The sequence below is a fragment of the Maritimibacter sp. 55A14 genome, from assembly GCF_003122205.1.
GTDB lineage: Bacteria > Pseudomonadota > Alphaproteobacteria > Rhodobacterales > Rhodobacteraceae > QEYE01.
In genome coordinates this window covers 36,807-60,434 of record NZ_QEYE01000004.1, presented here as the reverse complement: position 1 = coordinate 60,434, position 23,628 = coordinate 36,807, and the positions used below count along the sequence as shown (strand labels likewise).

The window sequence follows — 23,628 nt, the reverse complement described above, 5'->3', positions numbered from 1 at the left end:
GTCGTGGCGGTTAAAGTCGCGGCCATGCCCGAGCCCGACGCCACCGCCTTCAGCGCCGATGCGATCCTGCCCTCGCCAGCGGCCACCGCCCGGCTGGCCGAGCGGATGGCGACGCGGCTGGCGCCAGGCGACACGCTTCTCCTTGACGGGCCGATCGGGGCGGGCAAGACGCATTTCGCCCGCGCCCTGATCCAGCATCTCCAGTCCCGCCACGGCCGGGCCGAGGACGTGCCTTCGCCGACCTACACGCTGGTGCAGATCTACGAGGCCGGCGCGCTGGAGATCTGGCATTGCGACCTCTACCGCCTGGGTCATCCCGACGAGCTGGCCGAACTGGGGCTGGAGGAGGCCTATGAGCGCGCGCTCTGCCTGATCGAATGGCCCGACCGGCTTGGCGCGGCCGTGCCACCCGATGCACTGCGCCTGACCTTCGCGCCGGTGGCGGATCGCCCCGAGGCGCGCCGCATCGCCGTTTCCAGCCCGGTGTGCTGGGCTTGGGTGGAGACGCTGTTGCATGACTGACCGCGCGGCGCAGAAATCCGCGTTCCTGCGGGCGGCGGGCTGGGACACGGCGGTGCGCTCGGCGCTGGCGGGCGATGCCTCCGCCCGCGGCTACGACCGGCTCTCCCGCGCCGACGGGCAACGCGCGGTCCTGATGGACGCGCCGCCGGAGCGGGGCGAGGATGTCCGCCCCTTCACGCGGATCGCGCGGCACTTGCGGGACTGCGGCCTCAGCGCGCCCGCGATCATGGCCGAGGATACTGAAGCGGGCTTCCTGCTGCTGGAAGATCTGGGCGATGCGGTCTTTGCGCGGGTCGCCGTGGCGGAACCCGCGCGGGAGGCCGCGCTCTACGCCGCCGCGGCCGATGCGCTGGCCGTGCTGCAGGCGCATGCCCCGCCCGGCGGCCTGCCGCATCTTGACGCCGCGACGCTGGGGCGGATGACCGCGCCGGTCTTCGAGTGGTACGCCCCGGACGCGGCGCACGGCGCCACTGACGCGCTCGCTGGCGCGGTGGCCGAGGTCGCGGGCTGGCTGGACGCCGCCGCCCCGGTGCTGGTTCTGCGCGATTTCCACGCCGAGAACCTGATCTGGCTGCCGGACCGCGCCGGACCCGCGCGGGTCGGGCTGCTGGATTTCCAGGACGCGGTCACGGGCCATCCGGCCTATGATCTGGTGTCACTGCTGGAGGATGCGCGCCGCGATCTGGGCGCCGGTATCCGCGCTGCCACGCTGGCGCGCTTCGCGGCCGCGACGGGTGCGGACCCGAGGGCGTTGGAACACGCCTGCGCGGTGTTGGGCGCACAGCGCAACCTGCGCATCCTGGGCATCTTCGCGCGGCTCGCGCTGCGCGACGGCAAGCCCGAATATCTCGACCTGTTGCCGCGCGTCTGGCAGCATCTGCGCCACGATCTCGCGCATCCCGCGCTGGCCGGTCTGCGCGCGCTGACCGACCGCCACATCCCCGAACCCGACGCCGCGCGCCGCGCGGAACTGAGAGAGCGATGCAACCCGACAGCCTGATGATCTTCGCCGCCGGGTTCGGCACCCGCATGGGCGCGCTGACAAGCGACCGGCCAAAGCCGCTGATCGAGGTCGCGGGCCGCCTGCTGATTGACCACGCGCTGGCCTTGGCGGGGGACATGCGCCGCGTCGTCGTCAACACCCATTACCATGCCGATCAGATCGCCGCGCATCTGGCCGGGCGCGGCGTGACCCTATCGCATGAGGCGCCGCGGCTTCTGGACACGGGCGGCGGGCTGCGGCAGGCGCTTCCCGATCTGGGGCCCGGTCCCGTCTTCACGCTCAACTCCGACGCGGTCTGGACCGGACCGAACCCGCTGACGCGGCTGGGCCACGCCTGGGACGCGGCGCGGATGGACGCGCTTCTGATGCTGGTGCCGGGGGCGGCGGCGCGGGGCCATTCCGGCAGCGGCGATTTCCTGATGGACGGCACCGGGCGGCTGATCCGCAAGGGCGGCAGAGACGGCCCGGTACTGGTCTATTCCGGTGCGCAGATCATCGCCACCGGCGCGCTGAAGGAGATGCCCGACGGGCCCTTCTCGCTCAACCTCCTGTGGGACCGGATGCTGGCGGAGGGGCGGGTGCATGGGCTGCTCCACACCGGCGGCTGGGCCGATGTCGGTACACCGGAGGGCATCCGCGCGGCCGAGGCGATGCTGGCGGAGGCGGGCGATGTTTGAGCCGCAGGACACGCCCCGCGTCTTCGCCCTGCCGCCGGGCTGCGACTATTCCGCCGCGCTGGTCGCCGGGCTGCGGGCACGGCTCGCCGGCCAACCGCCCGAGGCGATGGCGCGGGTCACGCTCTACGTCAACACAAGGCGGATGCAGCGTCGGCTCAAAACGCTCTTCGCCGCCGGGCCGGCCGGGTTCCTGCCGCGCATCCGGCTCATCACCGATCTGGCGCAGGATCCGGCGCTGCCCGGTCCCTCGCCGGTCTCGACCCTGCGGCGCAGGCTCGACCTGGCGCAGGCGGTCGCGCAGCTTGTCGAACGGCAGCCCGATCTGGCACCGCGCAGCGCGGTCTTTGACCTCGCCGACAGCCTGGCTGCACTGATGGACGAGATGGCGGGCGAAGGCGTGGAGCCCGAGGCATTGCAAAGCCTCGATGTCTCGCGCCATTCGGCGCATTGGGCGCGCAGCCTGCACTTCGTCGACGTGATCGCGCGGCACTGGGCGCCGGACCAGCCCCCCGGCCTGGAAGAACGACAGCGCCGGGCGATCGAGGCGCTGGCCGACCGTTGGGCGGTGGACCCGCCGCAGGCCCCGGTGATCCTGGCGGGGTCCACCGGCTCGCGCGGGGCGACGGCGCTCTTCATGCAGGCGGTGGCGCGGTTGCCGCAGGGCGCGGTCGTGCTGCCGGGTTTCGATTTCGACATGCCGGGAGCGGTCTGGGAGGCGCTCGACACGGCGCGCGGCGGCGAGGACCACCCGCAATTCCGGTTCCACCGGGTGATGCGGGCGCTAGGGCTGACGCCCGGCGATATTGCGCCGTGGTCCGATGCCGCCCCCGCCGCTCCGGCGCGCAACCGGCTTCTGTCGCTGGCGCTGCGGCCTGCGCCGGTGACCGATCAGTGGCGCGCGGAGGGACCGGCGCTCGCGGATATCGGGGCGGCGGCGGAGGGCATGACGCTGGTCGAGGCGCCCTCGCCACGGGCCGAGGCGCTGGCCATCGCACTGCGCCTGCGGCAGGCGGCGGAGACCGGTGGAACCGCGGCGCTGATCACCCCCGACCGGGTGCTGACCCGGCGCGTGTCGGCGGCGCTCGACCGCTGGGGGATCCTGCCCGATGACAGCGCGGGACTGCCACTGGCGCTGTCGCCACCGGGGCGGCTCCTGCGGATGCTGGCCGAGGCGTTCGGCACCCGGCTGACGGGCGAGGCGCTGCTGGCGCTGCTGGCGCATCCGCTGAGCCATAGTGGCGCGGGTCGCGGCGCGCATCTCAAGTTCTCCCGCGATCTGGAGCTGGAGCACCTGCGCGGTGGCCCGCCCTTCGCCGATTTTGCCGCCCTCCGCGCCTGGGCTGCGAAAAGGGGCGCGGATTGCGCCGCCTGGGCGGACTGGATCGGCGGACGGCTGGAAGGGCTGGACGAGATCGGGCCGCGCCCGCTGGCGGCGCATCTGGCCGATCTGCTGGCACTGGCCGAGGGGCTCTGCGCAGGGCCACGCGCCGATGGCAGCGGCGCGCTGTGGGAGAAGGAGGCGGGCGAGGACGCGCGTTCTGCCATGCGCGAGCTGGAGGCCGAGGCGGAGGCGGGCGGTACGCTCCGCCCCGCTGAATTCGCCGCGCTGATCCGCACGGTTCTCGATGGCGGCGGCGAGGTGCGCAGTCCGGTCGAGTCGCATCCGCATATCATGATCTGGGGCACGCTGGAGGCCCGTGTGCAGGGCGCCGACCTGGTGATCCTGGGCGGGCTCAACGAAGGCGTGTGGCCGCAGCTTCCGCCCCCCGATGCCTGGCTCAACCGCGACCTGCGTGTGCAGGCGGGGCTGCTTCTTCCCGAACGCCGGATCGGACTCTCGGCACATGATTTCCAGCAGGCCGTGGCCGCGCCGGAGGTGATGCTGACCCGCGCCATCCGCGACGGCGAGGCGCCGACGGTTCCGGCGCGCTGGCTGAACCGGCTGACCAACCTGATGGGCGGGATCGGCCCCGAGGCGCGTGCGGCACTCGACGCGATGACCGCGCGCGGGCGCGGCTGGCTCGACATGGCCGCGGTGCTGGAGACGCCTGCGGTGCGTGCGCCGGCTGCCCGTCGCCCGTCGCCGCGCCCGCCGGTGGCGGCGCGCCCGCGCCGGCTGTCGGTCACGCGCATCAAGACGCTCATCCGCGATCCCTATGCGATCTACGCCCAATACGTGCTGGGTCTGCGGCCGCTCGACCCGTTGCGACCCGAGCCCGACCCGCCGCTGCGCGGGCAGATCGTGCATGACATCCTGCACCGTTTCGTGGACGAGACCCGCGACGGGCTGCCGGAGGACGCGCGCGCACATCTCATGCGTATCGCGCAAGCTGAATTCGCGGCCAAGGCGCCCTGGCCCGCCGCCCGGCGCATCTGGCTGGCCCGGCTCGCCCGAGTGGCGGACGGGTTCCTGGCCGACGAGGCGCGGCGCCGGGCCGAGGCGCAACCCGCGCAGTTCGAGATCCCCGGACGGCTGGCGCTCGACGGGCGCGACTTCACGCTCACCGGCACAGCCGACCGGGTGGACATCACGCCCGAGGGCCGGCTGGTGATCTATGACTACAAGACCGGCAAGCCGCCGACCGATAAGGAGGTTCGGCACTTCGACAGGCAGTTGCCGCTGGAAGGCGCGATGGCCGAGCGCGGCGCCTTCGACGGGCTGGCGCCCGCGCCCGTGGCGGGCCTGCGCTATGTCGGGCTGGGCACCTCGGCGGGCGAGGCCGAACGGCTGGAAGATGGGCTGATCGCCGAAACCTGGCAGAACCTTCAGGCCCTCATCGCCGCCTATGACGACCCCGCGCAGGGTTACACCGCGCGCACCCGGATGCAGCGCCGCAAGGACGCGGGGGATTACGACCACCTCTCGCGGCTGGGCGAGTGGGACGAGGGCGATGCGCCCGCGCCGGAGGACATGGCATGACGCGGCCCGATGACGCCACCGCCGAACAGGCCCGCGCCGCCGCCCCCGACCGATCGGTCTGGGTGTCGGCCAATGCGGGATCGGGGAAGACCAAGGTGCTGACCGACCGCGTGGCGCGGCTGCTGCTGGCGGGCACGCAGCCCGAGCATATCCTCTGCCTGACCTACACCAAGGCCGCCGCGGCCGAGATGCAGAACCGGCTCTTCGAGCGGCTGGGCGGCTGGGCGATGTTGGAGGATGCGAAGCTGACCGAGCGGCTGTGCGAACTGGGCGAGCCGCCGGGCAGCCTCGACAGCGACCGGCTGCGGGCGGCGCGCACGCTCTTTGCCCGCGCGCTGGAGACGCCGGGCGGGCTGAAGATCCAGACCATCCATTCCTTCTGCGCCGCGCTCTTGCGCCGGTTCCCGCTGGAGGCCGGCGTGTCGCCCGGCTTCACCGAGATCGAGGAACGCGCCGGCCGGCGGCTGCGCGCCGAGATCGTGGAGCAACTCGCGGAGTCGCAGGAGGAGGTTTTCGACGGGCTGGCCGCGCATCTTTCGGGCGGCGAGTTCGACAAGTTCCTGGGCGAGATTGCCCGCCATGCCGACCGATTCCGCACCGAGCCTGACGCGGCGGCGATCTGGCGCGCCTTCGGGCTGGAGCCGGATTTCGACGCCGGTGCGTTGCTTTCCGGCGTGTTCCTGGGCGGGGAGGCGGCGCTGATCGCACGGGCGGTGCCGGTGCTGATCGCGGGCGGCGGCAATGACGAGAAGGCGGCCCGCAAGTTGCAGGGGATCGACCTGGCCGCGCCCACGCCGCAGACCGTCGCCGAACTGGAGAATGTCTTCCTCCACGGTAGCGATACCAAGACCGCGCCGGATGCCGCCCGGATCGGCGCGCTGCCGAAGAAGGCCACACAGCCCGCATTCGCCCATCTGCAACCGGCATTCGACGAATTCATGTCCCGCGTGGAGTGGGCGCGGCCCCTGCGCCGGGCGCTGGAAGCCGCCGAACGCGCGCTGGCGCTCCACCGTTTCGCGGGGCTCTTCGTGGTGGAGTACGAGGCCCGAAAGCAGGCACATGGCTGGCTCGATTTCGACGATCTGATCGGCCGGGCGCGGGCGCTCCTGTCCACCTCGGACGTGGCGCAGTGGGTGCTCTTCCGGCTCGATGGCGGGCTGGACCATATCCTCGTGGACGAGGCGCAGGACACCAGCCCCGAACAATGGGAGGTGATCTGGAAACTGGCCGAGGAATTCACCGCCGGCACGGGCGCGCGGCCGGAGGTGGAGCGCACGATCTTCGTCGTCGGCGACGAGAAACAGTCGATCTATTCCTTTCAGGGCGCAGACCCGGCCGCCTTCGCGCGCATGAAAGAGCATTTCGCGGCGCATCTGGACGGAATCGGCAAGGCGCTGGAGACCAGCGATCTGCATTTCTCGTTCCGGTCCGCCGAGGCGGTTCTGCGCGCGGTGGACTGCACCTTCAGCGGCGAGGCGGCGCAGGGTGTCGCCCGGCAGGTCACGCACCGGGCCTTCAAGACCGACCTGCCGGGGCGTGTGGATGTCTGGCCTTTCGTCCCGAAATCCGACAGCGCGGAACCACCGGCCTGGTATCAGCCGGTGGACATGCCCGCCCAAGATGACCCGGCGATCACACTGGCGGGCCGGATCGCGGATGAGATCCGCGACATGCTCGACCGGGGCGAACGCATCACCCGGCAGGATCGCGAGGGCATCCATACCCGGCCGGTTACGCCGGGCGACATTCTGATCCTCGTGCAGCGCCGGTCGGAGCTGTTTCACGAGATCATTCGCGGGCTGAAGGCCGCGGGGCTCCCGGTCGCGGGGGCCGACCGGCTGCGGATCGGCGGCGAACTGGCGGTCAAGGATCTCACGGCGCTCCTGAATTTCCTGGCCACGCCGGAGGATGACCTGTCACTGGCCGCCGCCCTGCGATCGCCGCTTCTGGGGTTCTCGGAACGCGAGCTTTTCAGCCTTGCCCACGAGCGGCCGGGTTATCTCTGGCGTGCCCTGCAGGATCGCGGGGCGGCGTTTCCCGAAACGCTCGACATGCTGACCGACCTGCGCGACGCGGCGGATTTCCTGCGCCCCTTTGAGCTTCTGGAACGCATCCTGACGCGGCATGGCGGGCGCGCCCGGCTGCTGGCGCGGCTGGGGATGGAGGCTGAAGACGGCATCGACGCGCTTCTGGCACAGGCGTTGGGCTACGAGCGGGCCGAGGTGCCTTCGCTCATCGGGTTCCTGGGCTGGCTGGCCTCCGACGAGGTGGAGATCAAGCGCCAGATGGACAGCGCGGGCGATCAGGTGCGGGTGATGACCGTGCATGGCGCCAAGGGGTTGGAGGCCCCCGTGGTGATCCTGCCCGACACGGCCAAGCGGCCCTTCAGAATCAGCCAGCAGCTCTACCCGCTGGGTGATGGCGTGGCGCCGGGCTGGCTGCAATCGGTGGGCGACGCGCCGCCGATCCTGACGGAGGCGCGCGAGGCGCTGAAGGACCGCCAGATGGACGAGCGGATGCGGCTCCTCTACGTCGCGATGACGCGGGCGGAAAGCTGGCTGATCCTCTGCGGTGCCGGCGATCCGGGCAAGGAGGGCGAGAGCTGGTACTCGATCGCGCGCCGCGGCATACGAACCGCCGGCGCGGTAGAGGCCGAGATGCCCGGCGGCACCGGACTGCGGCTCGCGGCGGGCGACTGGCCCGAACCGGGGCAGGCGACGGGCGCGGCCAGGCCCGCGCAGACGGCGCTGCCGGATTGGGCCGGGCGGCGCGCGCCGGTGCCGCCGCGCCCGGCGGAGCCGCTCTCGCCCTCCGACCTGGGCGGCGCGAAGGCCCTGCCGGGGGAGACCGAGGGGCTGGATGAGGACGCCGCCAAGCGGCGCGGGCGGCAGATCCACCTGCTGCTGGAGATGCTGCCGGATCGCCCGCGCGCCGACTGGCCCGCGGTGGCCGAGGCCTGTCTCGCGCATGGACCCGATGCCGCCGCGCCCGAAACCCGTGCCGCGCTTCTGGCCGAGGTGACGGCGCTGCTCGACGCGCCCGCGCTGGCCCCGATCTTCAGGCCCGGCAGCCTGGCCGAGGTGGGCATCGCCGCACCGGATGCCGCGCCCGGCGGGGCGCCGATGCTGGGCTATATCGACCGGCTGATCGTCGAGCCCGGCCGGGTTCTGGCCGTGGATTTCAAGACCAATGCGGTTGTCCCCAACCGGCCCGAGGACACGCCCGAGGGTATTCTTCGGCAGATGGCGGCCTATCGCGCGGCGCTGGTGCGGATTTATCCCGGCCGCGAGGTGGAGGTGGCGATTCTCTGGACGGCCGCGGCCAGCCTCATGCACCTGCCGCACGACATTGTGAGAGTTCCGCCCATCGCGCCCCCCGCGTCTTGACCATTCCGGGGGGCGTCCATAGGTTCACGCTCAACTGACAGACAGACCCGATGCCCTCAAGGAGGCCCCAATGGCAACCGTTGCAGTAACCGACGACACTTTCGACGCCGAAGTCACCCAGTCCGACATCCCCGTGATCGTGGATTTCTGGGCGGAATGGTGCGGTCCGTGCAAGCAGATCGGCCCCGCGCTGGAAGAGCTTGCGGCGGAATATGACGGCAAGATCAAGATCGCCAAGGTGAATGTGGACGAGAACCCGAATTCGCCCGCGCAGCTTGGCGTGCGCGGTATTCCGGCGCTTTTCATGTTCAAGGGCGGTCAGGTTGTGTCCAACAAGGTCGGCGCGGCGCCCAAGGCGGCCCTGCAAAGCTGGATCGACGAGACGATCTGAGCCCCCGGCCCGGCCGGACGGATTGACGGGGCGCCCGCCGGGGCGCCCCGATTTCGTTTCCGGCCTTGGTTGCTGCGAGCGGCCCGCCCGCTCAGCCGTTCTCCCGCAGCACCCGCCCCGCGAGATAGAGCGAGCCGCAAATCAGGATGCGGGCCTCAGGCGCCTCCGCGGCGATCGCGGCCACCGCGTCGTGCAGCGATCCGGCCTCGGCCGCGTCGTGCCCCGCGGCGCGGGCGGCGGCGGCGGTCTGCGCAGCGCTCAGCGTGGCAGCCTCGCCGGGGATCTCCACCGCGTAGAGCCGCGCGGCGCGCCCCGCGAGCGGGCGCATGTAGCCGCCGACATCCTTTGTGTTGAGCATTCCGCAGATCATGTAAGTGGGGCGCGCGGGCAGGCGGCCCAGCGCCTCTGCCAGCGCGGCCCCGGCGGCCGGGTTGTGCCCGCCGTCGAGCCAGAATTCCGCCCGCGGTGCGGCGTCTGGCAGCGGGCCGCGTGTCAGGCGCTGCATCCGCGCGGGCCAGTCCGCGCGGACCAGCGCCGCCTCGCAGGCCGCGTCGTCCATGCCCAGCATACGCAGCGTGGCCAGCGCCACGCCGGCATTGATCACCTGATGCGCCCCGATGAGCCGTGGCAGCGGAAGGTCGAGCAGCCCGCGCTCGTCCTGATACACCAGCCGGCCGCGTTCCTCGGCGACGTGCCAGTGCTGGCCGTGGACCATCAGCGGCGCGCCCAGCGCCGCCGCGCGCGCCTCGATTGCGGCCAGACCGGCCTCCTCCTGCGGGCCGACGACGCAGGGCACGCCACGCTTGATAATCCCGGCCTTCTCGCCTGCGATCTCGGCCAGTGTCTCGCCCAGATATTGCTGGTGATCGACCGAGACCGGCGTGATCGCCGTGGCGGCGGGCCGGTCCACCACGTTGGTCGCGTCGAGCCGCCCGCCAAGCCCCACTTCCAGCAGGCACCACTCGGCCGGAGCGCGGCTGAAGGCCAGCAGGGCGGCGGCGGTCGTGATCTCGAAATAGGTGATCGGCGTGCCGCCATTGGCGGCCTCGCATTCCTCCAGCACCGCCGCCAGGTCGGGTTCGGAAATCAGCGCGCCGGCCAGGCGGATGCGCTCGTGAAACCGCGCCAGATGCGGCGAGGTATAGGCGTGGACGCGCCCGCCCGCGGCTTCCAGCCCGGCGCGGATCATCGCCAGCGCCGAGCCCTTGCCATTGGTGCCCGCGACATGGATCACCCGCGGCAGGCGACGCTCCGGATGATCCAGCGCCGCCAGCAGGCGCCAGACCCGGTCCAGCGTCAGGTCGATGATCTTGGGGTGCAGAGACATCATCCGTTCCAGGATGACGTCGCTATGTCCGGCGCTCACGGTTCGGCGCTCTTGTCCGGTTGGGGCTTCGGCTTCCGCTCCTTGGCATCCGCTTTGGGCGCCTCGGCCGCGGGCGCCTCGGGCTTGGGCAGATCGCCCGACACCGCGGGCGGCTCACCCAGCAGCATGCGGGTGATCGAGATAAGCTCGTCCCGCAGCGCGCGCCGGTCGGTGACCCGGTCGAGCATTCCGTGGTCGAGCAGGTACTCGGCGCGCTGGAAGCCTTCGGGCAGTTTCTCGCGGATCGTCTGTTCGATCACGCGCGGCCCGGCGAAGCATATGAGCGCGCCGGGCTCGGCAATATGCACGTCGCCCAGCATCGCGTAGCTCGCCGTGACGCCGCCGGTCGTGGGATGGGTCAGCACCACGATATAGGGCAGGTCGGCTTCACGCAGCATCTCCACCGCGACGGTTGTGCGCGGCATCTGCATCAGGCTGAGGATGCCTTCCTGCATCCGCGCGCCGCCGGCGGCGGAAAACAGGATCAGCGGCCGCTTGAGCTTCACCGCGCGCTGCGCGGCGGCGATGATCGCGTTGCCCACATACATGCCCATCGAGCCGCCCATGAAGCTGAAATCCTGAGCCGCCGCGACGATGGGCGTGCGCCCGATTTCGCCCTCGGCGACCAGCATCGCCTCCTTCTCGCCCGTGGCCTTCTGGGCCGCGCGCATCCGGTCGGGATATTTCTTCTGATCGCGGAAATGCAGCGGATCGGCGTTCGGCGCGGGGACCGGCACTTCGGCGAAGACGCCGCCGTCGAAGAGCGCATGGAACCGCTTGCGCGGAGAAATCGGCATGTGATGACTGCAATTGGAGCAGACATGCAGGTTGTCGGTCAGTTCGCGGTGGAACAGCATGGTCCCGCAGCCCTCGCATTTGGACCACAGGTTCTCCGGCATCTCGCGGCGCGAGAAGAGCGAGTTGATCCGGGGCCGGACATAGTTCGAAATCCAGTTCATGCGGGGCCTTTCACGACAGGAACGCCCGACAAATAAGCGGCGTGCGGGCGAAATGCAATCAGCGACGGATCGCCAGACGGCAGAGCGCCCAGGCCAGGATCATCATCAGGCCGTCCTGGATCAGCATCGGCCGCGTGACCATTACCTCGTCGGCGGAAAAGGGCGTCAGGTAGAGGCTGAGCCCGGTGATCGTGCCGTCCACCGCGACGATCAGCACCGCAAAGACGTTGTTGGCCAGGTGGAACCCGATCGCCGCGCCCAGATTGCCCGATTGCGCCGTCAGATCGGCGGCGATCAGGCCAAAGAGCGCCGCCGCGCCGACGATGACCCAGGCATTTGCACCGGCGTCCATCGGGTTGAAATGCGCCAATCCGAAGACCGCTGCGGGCAGCACCATCCAGACAAGGGGCGAACGGAAGCGCGCCGCAAGTTGGGTCTGGACGTACCCTCGGAAGATCATCTCCTCGGCGCTGACCTGAAGGATAAGCAGCGCGAAGGCTGGTGCCAGCCAGAGGAGCCAGGCCGAAAGCGGCAGGTTGGGTTTGAAGTCCATGCTTGCCGCCGCGATCACAACCGAGACCGTGAGCACAGCGAAGACCACCGCGAAGCACCGCAGCGCGTCGCGGCGCGTGCGCGCGGGATCTGGGCCGAAAAGCGTCGCCGCCCGGCGCTTGTGCAGCAGCCGCGCCGCCGCCGCCGTGCCCAGTGCGAGCCCCGCGAAGGTGATCAGCAGCACCAGCGTCTGCGGCGCCGATCCCTTGCCGGTGGCGCCTTCGAAGAACCAGCGCAGCGCGTCGGTGCCGCCGAAGACCCAGCCGCTGCCCGCGGCCAGCGCGATTACCGCCGCATAGATGGCCGCGGCCAGGATCAGCCCCACGATCAGGCGCCAGATTTGCGGGCGCAGGCGGGCCGGCGCGACCATCGCGTCGAAACGGGGCGGCAGGGGTCTTGTCATCGCGTTCTCCTCGGTCGCCAGGGACGCTACCCCGCCTGCGGGAGGCCTGCAATCGCGCTTGTGCCGCGCCGCCTGCTCGCCTATTCCCTGTGGGGTATTCTCGACTACGGAGGCCCCGATGAGCCAGAGCCGCTTCGACAAGTCCCGCCTTCCCTCCCGCCATGTGACCGAAGGCCCGCAGCGCGCCCCGCACCGGTCCTACTATTACGCGATGGGCATGACCGAGGAGGAGATCCACCAGCCGCTCGTGGGGGTCGCCACCTGCTGGAACGAGGCCGCGCCCTGCAACATCGCGCTGAGCCGTCAGGCGCAGGCCGTGAAGGGCGGTGTGAAGGAATCCCACGGCACCCCGCGCGAATTCACCACCATTACCGTGACGGACGGGATTGCGATGGGGCATGAGGGGATGCGCTCGTCTCTGGCCAGCCGTGACGCGATTGCCGACACGGTGGAGCTGACCATGCGCGGCCATTGCTACGACGCGCTCGTGGGGCTTGCGGGTTGCGACAAGTCGCTGCCGGGCATGATGATGGCCATGGTTCGGCTCAACGTGCCCTCGGTCTTCATCTACGGCGGCTCGATCCTGCCGGGCAAGGCGCCGCAGCTCGACGAGATACCGGAGGATTTCCGCACCCGTGACCTGACCGTGCAGGACATGTTCGAGGCCGTGGGCCGGCACCAGAACGGCACCATGTCCGACAAGGCGCTGGAGATGCTGGAGCGCGTGGCCTGCCCCTCAGCGGGCGCCTGCGGCGGGCAGTTCACCGCCAACACCATGGCTTGTGTGTCTGAGGCGATCGGCCTCGCGCTGATGAATTCGTCGGGCATGCCCGCCCCCTATGAGAGCCGCGACCAATATGCCGAAGCCTCGGGCCACGCGGTGATGCAGCTTCTGGAAAAGAACATCCGCGCCCGCGACGTGGTCACGTTGAAATCCTTGCAGAATGCGGCGCGGGTCGTGGCCTGCACCGGGGGCAGCACCAATGCCGGGCTGCACCTTCCGGCGATTGCTCATGAGGCGGGGATCGACTTTTTCCTCGAAGATGTCTGCGACATTTTCCGCGACACGCCTTATTTTGTCGATCTCAAGCCGGGCGGAGCGTATGTGGCCAAGGATCTCTATGATGCGGGCGGCATTCCGGTGGTGATGAAGGAGCTGCGCAAGGCGGGTCTGATCCACGAGGATTGCATGACCGCGACCGGCAGAGCCATCGGCGAGGAACTCGACCTGATCGAGCGAAAGGCCGATGGCAAGGTGATCCATCCGATCGAAACGCCTATCACCAAGACGGGCGGCGTTGTCGGTCTCAAGGGCAATCTGGCACCGACCGGGGCGATTGTGAAGGTTGCGGGCATTGCGCCCGAGCATCAGGTCTTCACCGGCCCGGCGCGGGTGTTCGAATGCGAAGAGGACGCGTTCGAGGCGGTCAAGGCGCGCCAGTACGAGGAGGGCGAGGTCATCGTCATTCGCAACGAGGGCCCGGCGGGCGGTCCCGGCATGCGCGAGATGCTGTCGACCACGGCGGCGCTGTCGGGTCAGGGCATGGGCAAGAAGGTGGCGCTGATCACCGATGGCCGGTTCTCCGGCGCGACACGCGGTTTCTGCGTGGGGCATGTGGGTCCGGAGGCCGCTCAATGCGGACCCATCGCGCTGCTCAAAGACGGCGACACGATCACCATCGACGCCATCAAGGGCGAATTGTCCGTCGATCTTTCGGACGAGGAACTTGCCAGCCGCAAGGAAGCCTGGGCCGGCCCGCGCGAGACGATCTATGCCTCCGGCGCGCTCTGGAAATACGCGCAGCTCGTGGGCGCGACCTACAAGGGCGCGGTGACACATCCGGGCGGCAAGGCCGAGGCCCATGTCTACATGGATATCTGAGACGCTCATGCGGCCGGTTCTGGCCGGCGCGATCCTGCTGGGGCTGGCCGGATGCCTGCCCGGCAACGCGGTGGAGACCACGACGCTCAACGTGGCCGACCGCAATGTCGTCGTAACCGGGCCGCCGGGCTTCTGCATCGACCCGTCCGCGACCCGCGCCGGGCGGGAAAGCGCCTTCGTTCTGCTGGGTAACTGCGCCGCCATTGCCGGGGTGCCGGGTATCCGGCAGCCGGAACTGCGGGCGCTTCTGGCGGCGACCATCGCGCCGGGCGGCGCGCCCGGTGTCGTGTCGGAGGCGCTGCCGGAACTTTCGGCCTTCTTCCGCTCCCCGGCCGGGCGCGCGGCGCTTAGCCGGTCGCGCCGGGCCGAGACGGTGAGCATCGTGGAGAGCTTCAGCCGCGACGGCGTTCTCTACATCCATGCGCGCGACCGCTCGGAAGCCTTGGCGCCGGGCATGACGGACGATTACTGGCGCGCCTATTTCGAACTGGACGGGCGCATCGTTTCGGCCTCGGTGCTGGGCTTCCGCGCCGCTCCGCCCGGAAAGGAACACAGCCTGGCCACGCTGCGCGCCTTCGAGAGCCGGATGCGCGCGCGCAACCCGGTGCGAGACGGCGCTGGACAGGCCCCGTCCGGCGGGTCAACCTGACGCCATGCTGGACCGGCTGAAACTTTCGCTTTCGGGGCTCGTTCACCGTGCGGCCCTGCGGCGCTGGGATCGCGCCATCCGAAGCGCCGAGCGGCTGGAGCCGGAACGGCTGCGCCGGCTCCGCGCCCGCGCGCGCCAGTTGCGCCACCGCACCGACAAGCTGACGCAAATCGCCGACAGCCGCCTGACCCTGCCGCTGATCGGCTCCAACGCCATCCAGAAACCTGCTGGCAGCGACTGGGGCTACCGCCCCGAACTGTGGCGCGGGCCGATCACGCCGCCGGGCGCCGCGGGCGTCGAGACACGCACGAAATTCGGGGCGGAGGCGACGCTCTTCCACGATTGCGCGATCTCCGAGATCACCATGCGCCAGATCCGCAACACGCGGCCGGAGGACCTGGCCCCGTTCGGCTTCCGCCTCGACGTGTTCCGGTTCGATGGCTCCTTCCTGTCGCTGGTCCTGGACATGCCGCCCGAGGCCGTCGAGGGGTTGAAGCGAAACTACCTGGTGCGGCTCGACACCACCGTGGAATTCGAGAAGCCGCTGGAGATGTTCGTGCGGCTCAACATCCGCCACGGCCCCAATACCGAGCAGATCGTCCGCGAACTGCCGCTGGGCGCCCGCGAGGTGATGGTGGAATTCGACCTCGCCTATACCAACCTGAACGAGAAGCGGATCGAACGGATGTGGCTGGATCTGATCTTCGAGGGACCGGAGATGAACCAGATCATCCTGCGCGACGTGACCCTGTCGCGCCGCCCGCGCGCCGCGCTGTGAGGGAGCGAGTGAGATGAACGAACAGAGCGGGCAGAGCCTGACCCTGACCAAGACCCGGATTCACGCGGGCATCTACGAAGGCGTTCTGGCCGATAGCAGCGGCGGCGAGGGAAAACCGCAGGTCATGGTGCTGCACCAGAGCCTGCCGCTGGACGGGCTGGTGCTGACCGAGCATCCGGACCGGGCACGCTGCTGGTATCTGAGCGTCCCGATCCCGGCGGAGGTGCTGGGCGACGGGGTGCAGACCTTCCTGGTGAAGGAGGAGACGACGGGCGACACGCTCGACGTCTTCAGCATCGTCACCGGTGCGCCGCTGGAAGACGACATCCGCGCCGAGGTCGAGTTGCTGCGTGCCGAACTCGACATGCTCAAGAGCGCCTTCCGCCGCCATTGCGTCGAGACCGCCTGAGGTCTGCGCGGACACCGCTCGGCGCTCAGTGATTGTGATGGCCGAGACCGCGGCGGATCATCATGTAATTGACCGGCAACGCCGCAGCGAAGCCCACCGGGATCGCGGCCAGCAGCGACCACCAGAAGAGCGGTACGAAGATGCTCGTCACCGAGGCGCCGCCGAGCAGGTAGTCGGCAGCGTTCATCGCCAGTTCCATCGCGGCGATGGATGTTGCCTCCCCCAACCAGATCATCCGGAAGGCGCGGCGGAGCGGAATGGACCGGCGCCGGGCCAGCGGCACCGTCGCCAGGCTGAGCCCGGTGACGAAAGCCAGCGCCGTGGCCAGACCCATCGACAACCAGGCGCCCAGCCCGAGCGAGATGCCGATGGCCAGCCCCGCCAACTCGCCGATGACACAGCCCAGCGTGCAATGCAGCGTGGCGTGCAGCGCGGTGCCGAACATTCCGCCCTGTTCCGTGTCATGTTCCATACCGTGCCAACCCCTTGCAGCCGTTTCGGGTTCCGTTTCCCGCGCTGACGCCGCGTCGGCGGGTGACAGGGGCGTCAGGATCGCCCATTCTGCACCGAACCGCGACCGGAGTCCGACCATGACCGACACGTTCTATCCGCATCTTCTCGCCCCGCTCGACCTGGGCCATGTGACGCTTCCCAACAGGGTGCTCATGGGCTCCATGCATACCGGGCTGGAGGAAACGAAGGACTGGAACCGGGTGGCGGAGTTTTATGCCACGCGGGCGCGCGGCGGCGTGGCGCTGATGGTTACCGGCGGCATGGCGCCCAATCCCGAAGGCGGCGTCTTCCCCGGTGCGGCGGGGCTTTACACGCCGCAGGATATCGCCAATCACCGCACGGTCACCGACCGGGTGCATGCGGCGGGCGGGCGCATCGCGATGCAGATCCTGCATGCCGGGCGCTATGCCTACAGCCCCGACTGCGTCGCGCCCTCGCCGGTGAAGTCACCGATCTCGCCGTTCCCGCCGCAGGAACTGGACGAGGCCGGGATCGAGAAGCAGATCGCCGATATCGCCACCGCCGCTGCCCGCGCCCGCGAGGCCGGCTATGACGGGGTGGAGGTGATGGGGTCCGAGGGATATTTCCTCAACCAGTTCCTCGTTACCCATACCAACAAGCGCACCGACCGCTGGGGCGGCGCCTATGAGAACCGGATGCGCCTGCCGCTGGAGGTGATGCGCCGGGTGCGCGATGCGGTCGGCGAGGATTTCATAATCATCTACCGGCTTTCGATGATCGACCTGGTGCCCGGCGGCTCGACCTGGGAGGAGGTTGTGCAACTCGCCCGCGAGATCGAGGCCGCGGGCGCCAGCATCATCAATACCGGCATCGGCTGGCACGAGGCGCGGGTGCCGACCATCGCCACCTCGGTGCCGCGCGCGGCCTTCGCCTGGGTGACGAAGAAGCTGATGGGCGAGGTCGGCATTCCGGTCATCACCTCCAACCGCATCAACACCCCCGAGGTGGCCGAGCAGGTTCTGGCCGAGGGCTGCGCCGACATGGTGTCGATGGCCCGGCCGTTCCTGGCCGATCCCGATTTCGTGGCCAAGGCCGCGCAGGGCCGCGCCGCCGAGATCGCGCCCTGCATCGCCTGCAACCAGGCCTGCCTGGATCACACCTTCTCGGGCAAGCTCTCGACCTGCCTGGTGAACCCGCGCGCCTGCAACGAGACCGAGTTGGTCTATGCACCTGCGGAGGCACCCAAATCCGTGGCTGTGGTGGGTGCCGGTCCGGCCGGGCTGATGACCGCCATCGTGGCGGCGGAGCGCGGGCATGCCGTGACACTCTTCGACAAGGCCGACCGGATCGGCGGGCAGCTCAACATGGCACGGCGGATACCGGGCAAGGAGGAGTTCCACGGCTTCGTGGACTGGTTCGGGGCGATGGTCCACCGCTCCGGCGTCACGCTCCGTCTCGGTCAGGCGGCGGATTCGGCCGCGCTTGCCGGGTTCGACGAGGTGATCGTGGCCACCGGCGTCCTGCCGCGCGATCCGGGCATTCCGGGGCAGGACGGACCGAATGTCCTCTCCTATGTCGATGTGCTGTCGCGGGGCGCGAAGGTCGGCCGCAAGGTGGCGATCGTGGGGGCGGGCGGCATCGGCTTCGACGTGGCGGAATTTCTGGTTCATGAGGGCGAGAGTCCGACCGAGGATCTGGACGCCTGGCGGCAGGAATGGGGGATCGGCGATCCGGCCGAGACGCGCGGTGGGCTGGCCGCCGCCGGGCCGCGCCCCGCACCGCCGGCGCGCGAGGTGGTGCTCTTGCAGCGCAAGGCCGAAAAGCTGGGCCGGGGCCTGGGCAAGACGACCGGCTGGATACACCGCGCCGCGCTGAAGATGAAGAATGTGCAGATGATCGGCGGCGTCAATTACGAACGGATCGACGCCGAGGGGCTGCACATCTCCTTTGGCGCGGCGCGGGAGAACCCGCAATGCCTGGCGGTCGATACGGTGGTGCTCTGCGCCGGTCAGGTGTCCGAGCGCGGCCTCGCCGACGCGCTGGCTGCCGACGGGATCACCGCGCATGTGATCGGCGGCGCGGATGTCGCCGCCGAACTGGACGCGAAACGCGCGATAGATCAGGGCGCGCGGCTGGCCGCGGCGCTCTGACCCCCCGGCCTTCAGGAGCCTTGCGGGCAATCGGGCGGACGCACATCCTGCACCGGATCGGCCGGGCCGCATTCATCGCCGCTGAGCGGATAATGTTTCTCGTCCGCGCAGCCCGCGACGGTCATCAGGGCGGCGAGCGCGGCCAACAGGGCAAGGCGTTTCATGAGTCACTCCTCTTTCTTGCTCCGGCCCGATATCGGTGCGCGCCGAATTCCCGAAAGCTCTAGGCGCTGGCGTGGGCGGCGGCTTTGACCTCGATCAATTTCGCGGAAATGGACGGCAGGTCAGGCAGATGCCCTTGATCGCCAGTTCCTGAAATCGCTTTTTGAAACCCGAAACCCGAAACCCTGGCCTGCCGGAGGAAGCGCCAGCGCCTGCCCTGCACGATCACCAAAACGTTGCGTCCAGCGACGCACTCCTGCCCGTACTGCACCGGCTTGCGGGCCCGCGGGCCGAGGTGCCTCAGACAAGCGCCAGCGCCGCGCCGCCGGCGGCCGCAAAGACGACCACCGCCCAGGCCGGAACTTTCCAGACCGTCAGCAGCAGGAACGCCGCCAGCGCCAGTGCGAAATCGGCCTGCCCCCGTACCGCGCCGATGAAAACCGGATCGTAGAGCGCCGCGCCCAGGATGCCCACCACCGCCGCGTTCCCTCCGCGCATCGCGGCCTGCATGGCGGGCCGGGTGCGCAACGCGTCCCAGAAGGGCAATACACCGACGAGCAGCAGAAAGCCCGGCAGAAAGATCGCCGCCAGCGCCAGCAGCGCGCCCGCGGCATGGCCGGGGCCCGGCGCCGCCAGCGCGCCCAGATAGGCGGAGAAGGTGAAGAGCGGCCCCGGCACCGCCTGCGCCGCGCCATAGCCCGCGAGGAAGGCGTCGGGCGTCACGAAACCGGGCCGCACGAGCCCCGCTTCCAGGAGCGGCAGCACCACATGCCCGCCGCCGAAGACCAGCGCGCCCGCGCGGTAGAAACTGTCGAAGAGCGCCAGCGCCGCGCCCCCGCCCGCCAGAAGCGGCAACGCGGCGAGGAGCAGGAAGAAGAGCGCCAGCGCCAGCACGCCGGCGCGCCGGGAGACCGGGAAGCCCACATGCCCCGCCACCGGCGCCCCCGCGCCGCGGCAGAGCGCCAGCCCCGCCAGCGCCCCCGCCGCGATGGCGCCCACCTGCCCGCCCGCGCCGGGCAGGGCGGCGACCAGCGCCACCGCCCCCAGCGCGATGGCGGCCCGCGGCCGGTCGGGGCAGAGCGCGCGCGCCATGCCCCAGACCGCCTGCGCCACGATTGCCACGGCGACGATCTTGAGCCCGTGCAGCGCGCCCGCCGCCAGCGGTCCCTCCAGCGAGGCCGCGCCGAGAGCGAAGGCGAAAAGCAGAAGCGCCGAGGGCAGGGTGAAGGCGGTGAAGGCCGCCGCCGCGCCCCAGGCCCCGCCGCGCCACAGCCCCATTGCGAAACCGACTTGGCTGGAGGCCGGTCCGGGCAGAAACTGGCAGATCGCGACCAGATCGGCATAGCCTTCTTCGGTGATCCAGCGCCGCCGCTCGACCAATTCCTCGCGAAAATATCCCAGATGCGCGATCGGCCCGCCAAAGGAGGTCAGGCCGAGTTTCAGGAAGGCCGCGAAGACCTCCGCGGCGCTGCCCGCGCCCTGGTGCGCTTCGCTCTGCTGCATGCTCCAAGCCCCCGTTTCCGCGATTGCGCCGTGCGTCAGATGTCGAGAAACACCGTCTCACCCTCGCCTTGCAGGCGGATGTCGAAACGGTAGGCGGGAACCTCGCCGGACTCCGTGGACGCGGCGATCAGCGTGGCGCGCCGCGCTGGTTCGGCTATCGCGCAGAGCAGCGGGTCGGTTGCGTTGGCCGCTTCCTCATCCCCGAAATAGAGCCGCGTGGAGAGCCCAAGGTTGATCCCCCGCGCCACGATCCAGAGATTGAGATTCGGCGCCCGCGGGCTGCCGTCCGGGCCCTCGACCGAACCGGGCTTGATGGTCTCGAAGGCCCATTCGCCGGTCTCGAAATCGCAAGCGACGCGTCCGAACCCGGTGAAGCCCGGCGCGGCCTGTGCGTGGCGCGGGTCGTCCGGATGGGGATAGATGCCCGCGGCGTCGGCCTGCCATATCTCGATGATCGCGTCGCGGACCGGGGTGTCGTCCGCGTCGATGATGCGCCCTGCAATCCGGATGCGGCGGCCCGGCGTGTCCGGCCCGGCGATCTGCTGTCCAAACTCCCGCGCATAGGGCGCGAAGCCGGCGGCGGAGGGGCTCAGCCCGATATGGAGATAGGGGCCGGCGGTCTGCGACGGGGTTTCCTTCAGGTCTTGCGCGGTCATGGCTCAGGCCCCCTCCCTGCGGTTCTCGAAGTGGGTCTGCGTCCGGCCACGCAGCACGATATCGAAACGGTAGGCGAGCATTTCGAAATCGACAGCGTTCTCCATGTCGAGCCGGGCGATCAGGCGCTCCACCGCGCGGGCGTCGGGGATGGTCGCGACAATCGGGCATTTCGCGATCAGCGGGTCGCCTTCGAAATACATCTGCGTGATGAGCCGCTGCGCGAGCCCGCTCCCGAAGACCGAGAAATGCACGTGCGCGGGGCGCCATGCGGGCTCGTGGTTCTGGAACGGGTAGGGGCCGGGCCGGACTGTGCGGAACCGGAACTGGCCCTCGGCATCCGTGAGGCACCGGCCGCAGCCACCGAAATTCGGGTCGAGCGGTGCGAGGTATCCATCCGTCTTGTGCCGGTAGCGCCCGCCCGCATTGGCCTGCCATATCTCCACCAGCACATGCGGCACCGGGCGGGCGTCCTCGTCCAGCACCCGGCCATGCAGCAGGATGCGCTCGCCCACCGGCGCGTCGGCGCCGGCGAAATTCCGCAGCAGGTCGCCGTCCAGCGGCCCGATGGCGTCCGCGCCGAAAACCGGTCCGGTCAGCTCCGACAAGCCCTGGGGCACGGCCACCAGCGGATGGCTTGGCGCGCGGGCGAGTGAGGATCGGTAACTCGGCGCGCGGGCCGGCGGGTGCCAGGCGTGGTCACGGGGGCGGAAGGGTGCGGTCATTGTAACGGGTCCTCCCCGGTCTCCTGCGCCATGGCGGCATAGGTTTCCCGCGCCATCCGGATCGCCGTGTTCGCCTTTGGCACCCCCGCATAGACGGCGACATGGCGGAACGCCTCCATCACGTCGCGGGGGCTGGCCCCGGTCCGGGCGGTGGCGCGGATATGCATCGGGATCTCGTCGAAGCTGCCGGTGGCGGCCAAGAGCGCCAGCGTCAGCATCGAGCGTTCGCGGCGCGGGATCGCGTCGCTCGCCCAGAGCGTGCCCCAGGCGCCTTCGGTGATCATCTCCTGAAAAGGCGCGTCGAACGCGGTCTTCGCGGCCTCGGCGTGATCCACGTGAGCGTCGCCCAGCACCTCGCGCCGGATGGCCATGCCGGTGGTGTAGCGGTCTGGCATCTAATTCTCCTCTGTCGCGGACCATCAAAGCGCAGCAGCGGCGCGCGGTCCAGTCAGTAGGGCAAGCCGACGTAATTCTGCGCCATCGCGGCCTGTGCGTCGGAATTGTCGCGCAGGAAGGCCAGTTCGGCGCGCTGGATGCGCAGGTCGAACCCGGTCTGTTCGGGGAAGCGGTGCAGCATGTTGGTCATCCACCAGCTGAAGCGCTCGGCCTTCCAGACCCGCGCCAGCGCGCGCTCGGAATAGGCGTCGAGCCCCGCGTCCTCGCCGTCCTCGTAATGTTCCATCAGCGCGTGATAGAGGTAATGGACATCCGAGGCGGCGGTGTTGAGCCCCTTGGCCCCGGTCGGCGGTACGATATGGGCCGCATCCCCGCAGAGAAAGAGTCGCCCCCAGCGCATCGGCTCGCAGACGAAGGAACGCAGAGGCGCGATGGATTTCTCGACCGAGGGGCCGATGACCAGGGTCTCGGCATGTTCCGCCGGCAGGCGGCGGCGCAACTCGCCCCAGAACATCTGGTCCGGCCAGTCGTCGGGCGTGTCGGAGAGCGGGCACTGAATGTAATAGCGGCTGAGCGCCGCGTTGCGCATCGAGCAGAGTGCGAAGCCGCGCGGCGAGTTGGCGTAGATCAGCTCGTGATGGATCGGAGGGGTTTCCGACAGGACGCCGAGCCAGCCGAAGGGATAGACCTTCTCGAATTCCCGCCGCCGCGCGACCGGGATTGTCTGGCGGCTGACGCCGTGGAACCCGTCGCAGCCGGCGACGAAATCGCAGTCGATCCGGTGCTGCGTTTCGCCTTGCCGGAATGTCACATGGGGGCGGGTGCCCTCCACATCCAATATCTCGACATCCTCGACCTCGAAATGGATCGGCGCGTCCGCCGCCTCGCGCGCGTCATAGAGGTCACGGGTCACTTCGGTCTGGCCATAGACGACAACCGGCACTCCGGTCAGGGCTTTGAAATCAATGCGGAACTCTTCGCCGTCGCTGGCGATGCAGGTGCCGTCATGGGTGATCGCCTCGCGCTCCAGCCGGGCCGATAGCCCGGCCTCGCGCATCAGTTTGACCAGGCCCTGCTCCAGGATGCCCGCGCGGATGCGCGAGAGCACATGCGCGCGGGTGCGCCGCTCCAGCACCACGGTGTCGATGCCCCGCCGGTGCAGGAGATGGCCTAGGAGCAGCCCCGAGGGCCCGCCCCCTATGATGACGACCTGGCTTCGCATGTTCCGTCCTCCCCGCCGGCAGATTGGCGGGACCGACGCGGAAAGTAAATCTCCGGCTTGCGGTCAGCCCTCGTCCAGCACCCGCCGCGCCACCCGGAAACATTCCAGCGCCTGCGGCACGCCGCAATAAATGCCGACGGCATGGATGATCGCACGGATTTCCTCTCGGCTGACGCCGTTCGTCACGGCACCACGGCAATGGATCTCCCATTCGTGCATCTTGCCCAGCGCCCCGATCATCGCGAGGTTCATCATCGAGCGCGTCTTGGGGTCGATCACATCGTCGCCCCAGCCGAAGCCCCAGCACCAGGCGGTCATCGCCTCCTGGAAGGGCCGGGTGAAGTCGTCGGCAGCCGCGAGGTTTCCTTCTACGTATTCCGCCCCCAGCGTCGCCTTGCGCTGTTCCAGCCCCTTGAGAAACAGGTCTTCGTCGAAGACGCTCATC

General features: G+C 69.8%; 23 protein-coding genes. 11 read left to right on the top strand and 12 right to left on the bottom strand.

The annotated features are described in order from the left end of the window. The first annotated feature begins 24 nt into the window (after positions 1-24). The 6 genes from tsaE (at position 25) to trxA (ending at position 8,899) form a co-directional block, all read left to right on the top strand. Positions 25-522 carry a tRNA (adenosine(37)-N6)-threonylcarbamoyltransferase complex ATPase subunit type 1 TsaE gene (gene tsaE, locus DDZ14_RS04530; protein WP_109423759.1) on the top strand — a complete coding sequence of 166 codons (498 nt, stop codon included), beginning with the start codon at positions 25-27 and terminating at the stop codon, positions 520-522. Beyond that, positions 515-1,522, top strand: coding sequence for an aminoglycoside phosphotransferase family protein (locus DDZ14_RS04525; RefSeq protein WP_109423758.1), 1,008 nt, complete (start codon positions 515-517; stop codon positions 1,520-1,522). The genes tsaE and DDZ14_RS04525 overlap by 8 nt, the downstream gene beginning before the upstream one ends. After that, positions 1,504-2,202, top strand: a complete 699-nt coding sequence (locus DDZ14_RS04520; RefSeq protein ID WP_233252480.1) for a nucleotidyltransferase family protein — start codon at positions 1,504-1,506, stop codon at positions 2,200-2,202. Before DDZ14_RS04525 ends, DDZ14_RS04520 begins: the two co-directional genes overlap by 19 nt. Further along, a complete protein-coding gene (gene addB, locus DDZ14_RS04515; RefSeq protein ID WP_109423756.1) occupies positions 2,195-5,122 on the top strand; it encodes a double-strand break repair protein AddB in 2,928 nt (975 codons plus the stop codon). The genes DDZ14_RS04520 and addB overlap by 8 nt, the downstream gene beginning before the upstream one ends. Beyond that, complete coding sequence (gene addA, locus DDZ14_RS04510; RefSeq protein ID WP_109423755.1) at positions 5,119-8,508, top strand: double-strand break repair helicase AddA; 3,390 nt, start codon at positions 5,119-5,121, stop codon at positions 8,506-8,508. Before addB ends, addA begins: the two co-directional genes overlap by 4 nt. Positions 8,509-8,578: 70 nt before the next feature. After that, a complete protein-coding gene (gene trxA / locus DDZ14_RS04505; RefSeq protein ID WP_109423754.1) occupies positions 8,579-8,899 on the top strand; it encodes a thioredoxin in 321 nt (106 codons plus the stop codon). A gap of 91 nt (positions 8,900-8,990) precedes the next feature. Here the strand turns inward: trxA and DDZ14_RS04500 are convergent, their stop codons facing one another. Genes DDZ14_RS04500 through DDZ14_RS04490 form a run of 3 tightly spaced genes read right to left on the bottom strand, consistent with a single transcriptional unit; the run spans position 8,991 to position 12,179 of the window. Beyond that, positions 8,991-10,265, bottom strand: a complete 1,275-nt coding sequence (locus DDZ14_RS04500; RefSeq protein ID WP_109423753.1) for a folylpolyglutamate synthase/dihydrofolate synthase family protein — start codon at positions 10,263-10,265, stop codon at positions 8,991-8,993. After that, positions 10,262-11,224, bottom strand: coding sequence for an acetyl-CoA carboxylase, carboxyltransferase subunit beta (gene accD / locus DDZ14_RS04495; protein WP_109423752.1), 963 nt, complete (start codon positions 11,222-11,224; stop codon positions 10,262-10,264). Before accD ends, DDZ14_RS04500 begins: the two co-directional genes overlap by 4 nt. A 58-nt stretch (positions 11,225-11,282) precedes the next feature. Continuing rightward, positions 11,283-12,179 carry a CPBP family intramembrane glutamic endopeptidase gene (locus DDZ14_RS04490; protein ID WP_146193088.1) on the bottom strand — a complete coding sequence of 299 codons (897 nt, stop codon included), beginning with the start codon at positions 12,177-12,179 and terminating at the stop codon, positions 11,283-11,285. Between the two features lie 118 nt (positions 12,180-12,297). Here DDZ14_RS04490 and ilvD point away from each other — a divergent pair, with 118 nt between their 5' ends. From ilvD to DDZ14_RS04470, 4 genes are read left to right on the top strand one after another with little or no spacing between them, the layout of a single operon-like run. Next, the gene (gene ilvD / locus DDZ14_RS04485) at positions 12,298-14,061 is read left to right on the top strand and encodes a dihydroxy-acid dehydratase (RefSeq protein ID WP_109423750.1); all 1,764 of its coding nucleotides are present in this window, start codon (positions 12,298-12,300) and stop codon (positions 14,059-14,061) included. After that, entirely contained in the window at positions 14,042-14,710 is a 669-nt protein-coding gene (locus DDZ14_RS04480; RefSeq protein WP_146193087.1) for a hypothetical protein, read from the top strand. Before ilvD ends, DDZ14_RS04480 begins: the two co-directional genes overlap by 20 nt. 4 nt (positions 14,711-14,714) lie before the next feature. Next, complete coding sequence (locus DDZ14_RS04475) at positions 14,715-15,488, top strand: DUF6478 family protein (protein WP_109423748.1); 774 nt, start codon at positions 14,715-14,717, stop codon at positions 15,486-15,488. A gap of 13 nt (positions 15,489-15,501) precedes the next feature. After that, positions 15,502-15,897, top strand: coding sequence for a hypothetical protein (locus DDZ14_RS04470; protein WP_109423747.1), 396 nt, complete (start codon positions 15,502-15,504; stop codon positions 15,895-15,897). Positions 15,898-15,922: 25 nt separating this feature from the next. On the opposite strand, the gene DDZ14_RS04465 is transcribed toward DDZ14_RS04470, so the two are convergent. Beyond that, a complete protein-coding gene (locus DDZ14_RS04465; protein WP_158275461.1) occupies positions 15,923-16,369 on the bottom strand; it encodes a DUF4396 domain-containing protein in 447 nt (148 codons plus the stop codon). Positions 16,370-16,487: 118 nt separating this feature from the next. Here DDZ14_RS04465 and DDZ14_RS04460 point away from each other — a divergent pair, with 118 nt between their 5' ends. Further along, the gene (locus DDZ14_RS04460; protein ID WP_109423745.1) at positions 16,488-18,521 is read left to right on the top strand and encodes an NADPH-dependent 2,4-dienoyl-CoA reductase; all 2,034 of its coding nucleotides are present in this window, start codon (positions 16,488-16,490) and stop codon (positions 18,519-18,521) included. Between the two features lie 11 nt (positions 18,522-18,532). Here the strand turns inward: DDZ14_RS04460 and DDZ14_RS19850 are convergent, their stop codons facing one another. The 8 genes from DDZ14_RS19850 to DDZ14_RS04425 all read right to left on the bottom strand — a co-directional run bounded on the left by DDZ14_RS19850 (position 18,533) and on the right by DDZ14_RS04425 (position 23,627). Continuing rightward, positions 18,533-18,685 (bottom strand): hypothetical protein, encoded by a 153-nt coding sequence (locus DDZ14_RS19850; protein ID WP_199221289.1) that lies wholly within the window; start codon positions 18,683-18,685, stop codon positions 18,533-18,535. A gap of 59 nt (positions 18,686-18,744) precedes the next feature. Continuing rightward, complete coding sequence (locus DDZ14_RS19630) at positions 18,745-18,915, bottom strand: hypothetical protein (RefSeq protein WP_158275460.1); 171 nt, start codon at positions 18,913-18,915, stop codon at positions 18,745-18,747. 68 nt (positions 18,916-18,983) lie between these two features. Beyond that, positions 18,984-20,186 carry a chromate efflux transporter gene (gene chrA, locus DDZ14_RS04450; RefSeq protein ID WP_109423743.1) on the bottom strand — a complete coding sequence of 401 codons (1,203 nt, stop codon included), beginning with the start codon at positions 20,184-20,186 and terminating at the stop codon, positions 18,984-18,986. Positions 20,187-20,221: 35 nt separating this feature from the next. Continuing rightward, the gene (gene pcaG, locus DDZ14_RS04445; RefSeq protein ID WP_109423742.1) at positions 20,222-20,842 is read right to left on the bottom strand and encodes a protocatechuate 3,4-dioxygenase subunit alpha; all 621 of its coding nucleotides are present in this window, start codon (positions 20,840-20,842) and stop codon (positions 20,222-20,224) included. A gap of 3 nt (positions 20,843-20,845) precedes the next feature. Further along, the gene (gene pcaH / locus DDZ14_RS04440) at positions 20,846-21,565 is read right to left on the bottom strand and encodes a protocatechuate 3,4-dioxygenase subunit beta (protein WP_109423741.1); all 720 of its coding nucleotides are present in this window, start codon (positions 21,563-21,565) and stop codon (positions 20,846-20,848) included. Further along, complete coding sequence (gene pcaC / locus DDZ14_RS04435; protein WP_109423740.1) at positions 21,562-21,960, bottom strand: 4-carboxymuconolactone decarboxylase; 399 nt, start codon at positions 21,958-21,960, stop codon at positions 21,562-21,564. The genes pcaH and pcaC overlap by 4 nt, the downstream gene beginning before the upstream one ends. 53 nt (positions 21,961-22,013) lie before the next feature. After that, positions 22,014-23,183: a 4-hydroxybenzoate 3-monooxygenase gene (gene pobA / locus DDZ14_RS04430; RefSeq protein ID WP_109423739.1), complete on the bottom strand. Its 1,170-nt coding sequence runs from the start codon at positions 23,181-23,183 to the stop codon at positions 22,014-22,016. Between the two features lie 63 nt (positions 23,184-23,246). Beyond that, positions 23,247-23,627 (bottom strand): carboxymuconolactone decarboxylase family protein, encoded by a 381-nt coding sequence (locus tag DDZ14_RS04425; RefSeq protein ID WP_109423914.1) that lies wholly within the window; start codon positions 23,625-23,627, stop codon positions 23,247-23,249. Between the last annotated feature and the right edge of the window lies 1 nt (position 23,628).

Bases quoted from the DNA above. Each gene is read 5' to 3' on its own strand.
- tsaE (WP_109423759.1), top strand. From the start codon at position 25: ATGCCCGAGCCCGACGCCACCGCCTTCAGCGCCGATGCGATCCTGCCC.
- DDZ14_RS04525 (WP_109423758.1), top strand. From the start codon at position 515: ATGACTGACCGCGCGGCGCAGAAATCCGCGTTCCTGCGGGCGGCGGGC.
- DDZ14_RS04520 (WP_233252480.1), top strand. From the start codon at position 1,504: ATGCAACCCGACAGCCTGATGATCTTCGCCGCCGGGTTCGGCACCCGC.
- addB (WP_109423756.1), top strand. From the start codon at position 2,195: ATGTTTGAGCCGCAGGACACGCCCCGCGTCTTCGCCCTGCCGCCGGGC.
- addA (WP_109423755.1), top strand. From the start codon at position 5,119: ATGACGCGGCCCGATGACGCCACCGCCGAACAGGCCCGCGCCGCCGCC.
- trxA (WP_109423754.1), top strand. From the start codon at position 8,579: ATGGCAACCGTTGCAGTAACCGACGACACTTTCGACGCCGAAGTCACC.
- accD (WP_109423752.1), bottom strand. From the start codon at position 11,224: ATGAACTGGATTTCGAACTATGTCCGGCCCCGGATCAACTCGCTCTTC.
- DDZ14_RS04490 (WP_146193088.1), bottom strand. From the start codon at position 12,179: ATGACAAGACCCCTGCCGCCCCGTTTCGACGCGATGGTCGCGCCGGCC.
- ilvD (WP_109423750.1), top strand. From the start codon at position 12,298: ATGAGCCAGAGCCGCTTCGACAAGTCCCGCCTTCCCTCCCGCCATGTG.
- DDZ14_RS04480 (WP_146193087.1), top strand. From the start codon at position 14,042: ATGTCTACATGGATATCTGAGACGCTCATGCGGCCGGTTCTGGCCGGC.
- DDZ14_RS04475 (WP_109423748.1), top strand. From the start codon at position 14,715: ATGCTGGACCGGCTGAAACTTTCGCTTTCGGGGCTCGTTCACCGTGCG.
- DDZ14_RS04470 (WP_109423747.1), top strand. From the start codon at position 15,502: ATGAACGAACAGAGCGGGCAGAGCCTGACCCTGACCAAGACCCGGATT.
- DDZ14_RS04465 (WP_158275461.1), bottom strand. From the start codon at position 16,369: ATGGAACATGACACGGAACAGGGCGGAATGTTCGGCACCGCGCTGCAC.
- DDZ14_RS04460 (WP_109423745.1), top strand. From the start codon at position 16,488: ATGACCGACACGTTCTATCCGCATCTTCTCGCCCCGCTCGACCTGGGC.
- DDZ14_RS19850 (WP_199221289.1), bottom strand. From the start codon at position 18,685: ATGAAACGCCTTGCCCTGTTGGCCGCGCTCGCCGCCCTGATGACCGTC.
- chrA (WP_109423743.1), bottom strand. From the start codon at position 20,186: ATGCAGCAGAGCGAAGCGCACCAGGGCGCGGGCAGCGCCGCGGAGGTC.
- pcaG (WP_109423742.1), bottom strand. From the start codon at position 20,842: ATGACCGCGCAAGACCTGAAGGAAACCCCGTCGCAGACCGCCGGCCCC.
- pcaH (WP_109423741.1), bottom strand. From the start codon at position 21,565: ATGACCGCACCCTTCCGCCCCCGTGACCACGCCTGGCACCCGCCGGCC.
- pcaC (WP_109423740.1), bottom strand. From the start codon at position 21,960: ATGCCAGACCGCTACACCACCGGCATGGCCATCCGGCGCGAGGTGCTG.
- pobA (WP_109423739.1), bottom strand. From the start codon at position 23,183: ATGCGAAGCCAGGTCGTCATCATAGGGGGCGGGCCCTCGGGGCTGCTC.
- DDZ14_RS04425 (WP_109423914.1), bottom strand. From the start codon at position 23,627: ATGAGCGTCTTCGACGAAGACCTGTTTCTCAAGGGGCTGGAACAGCGC.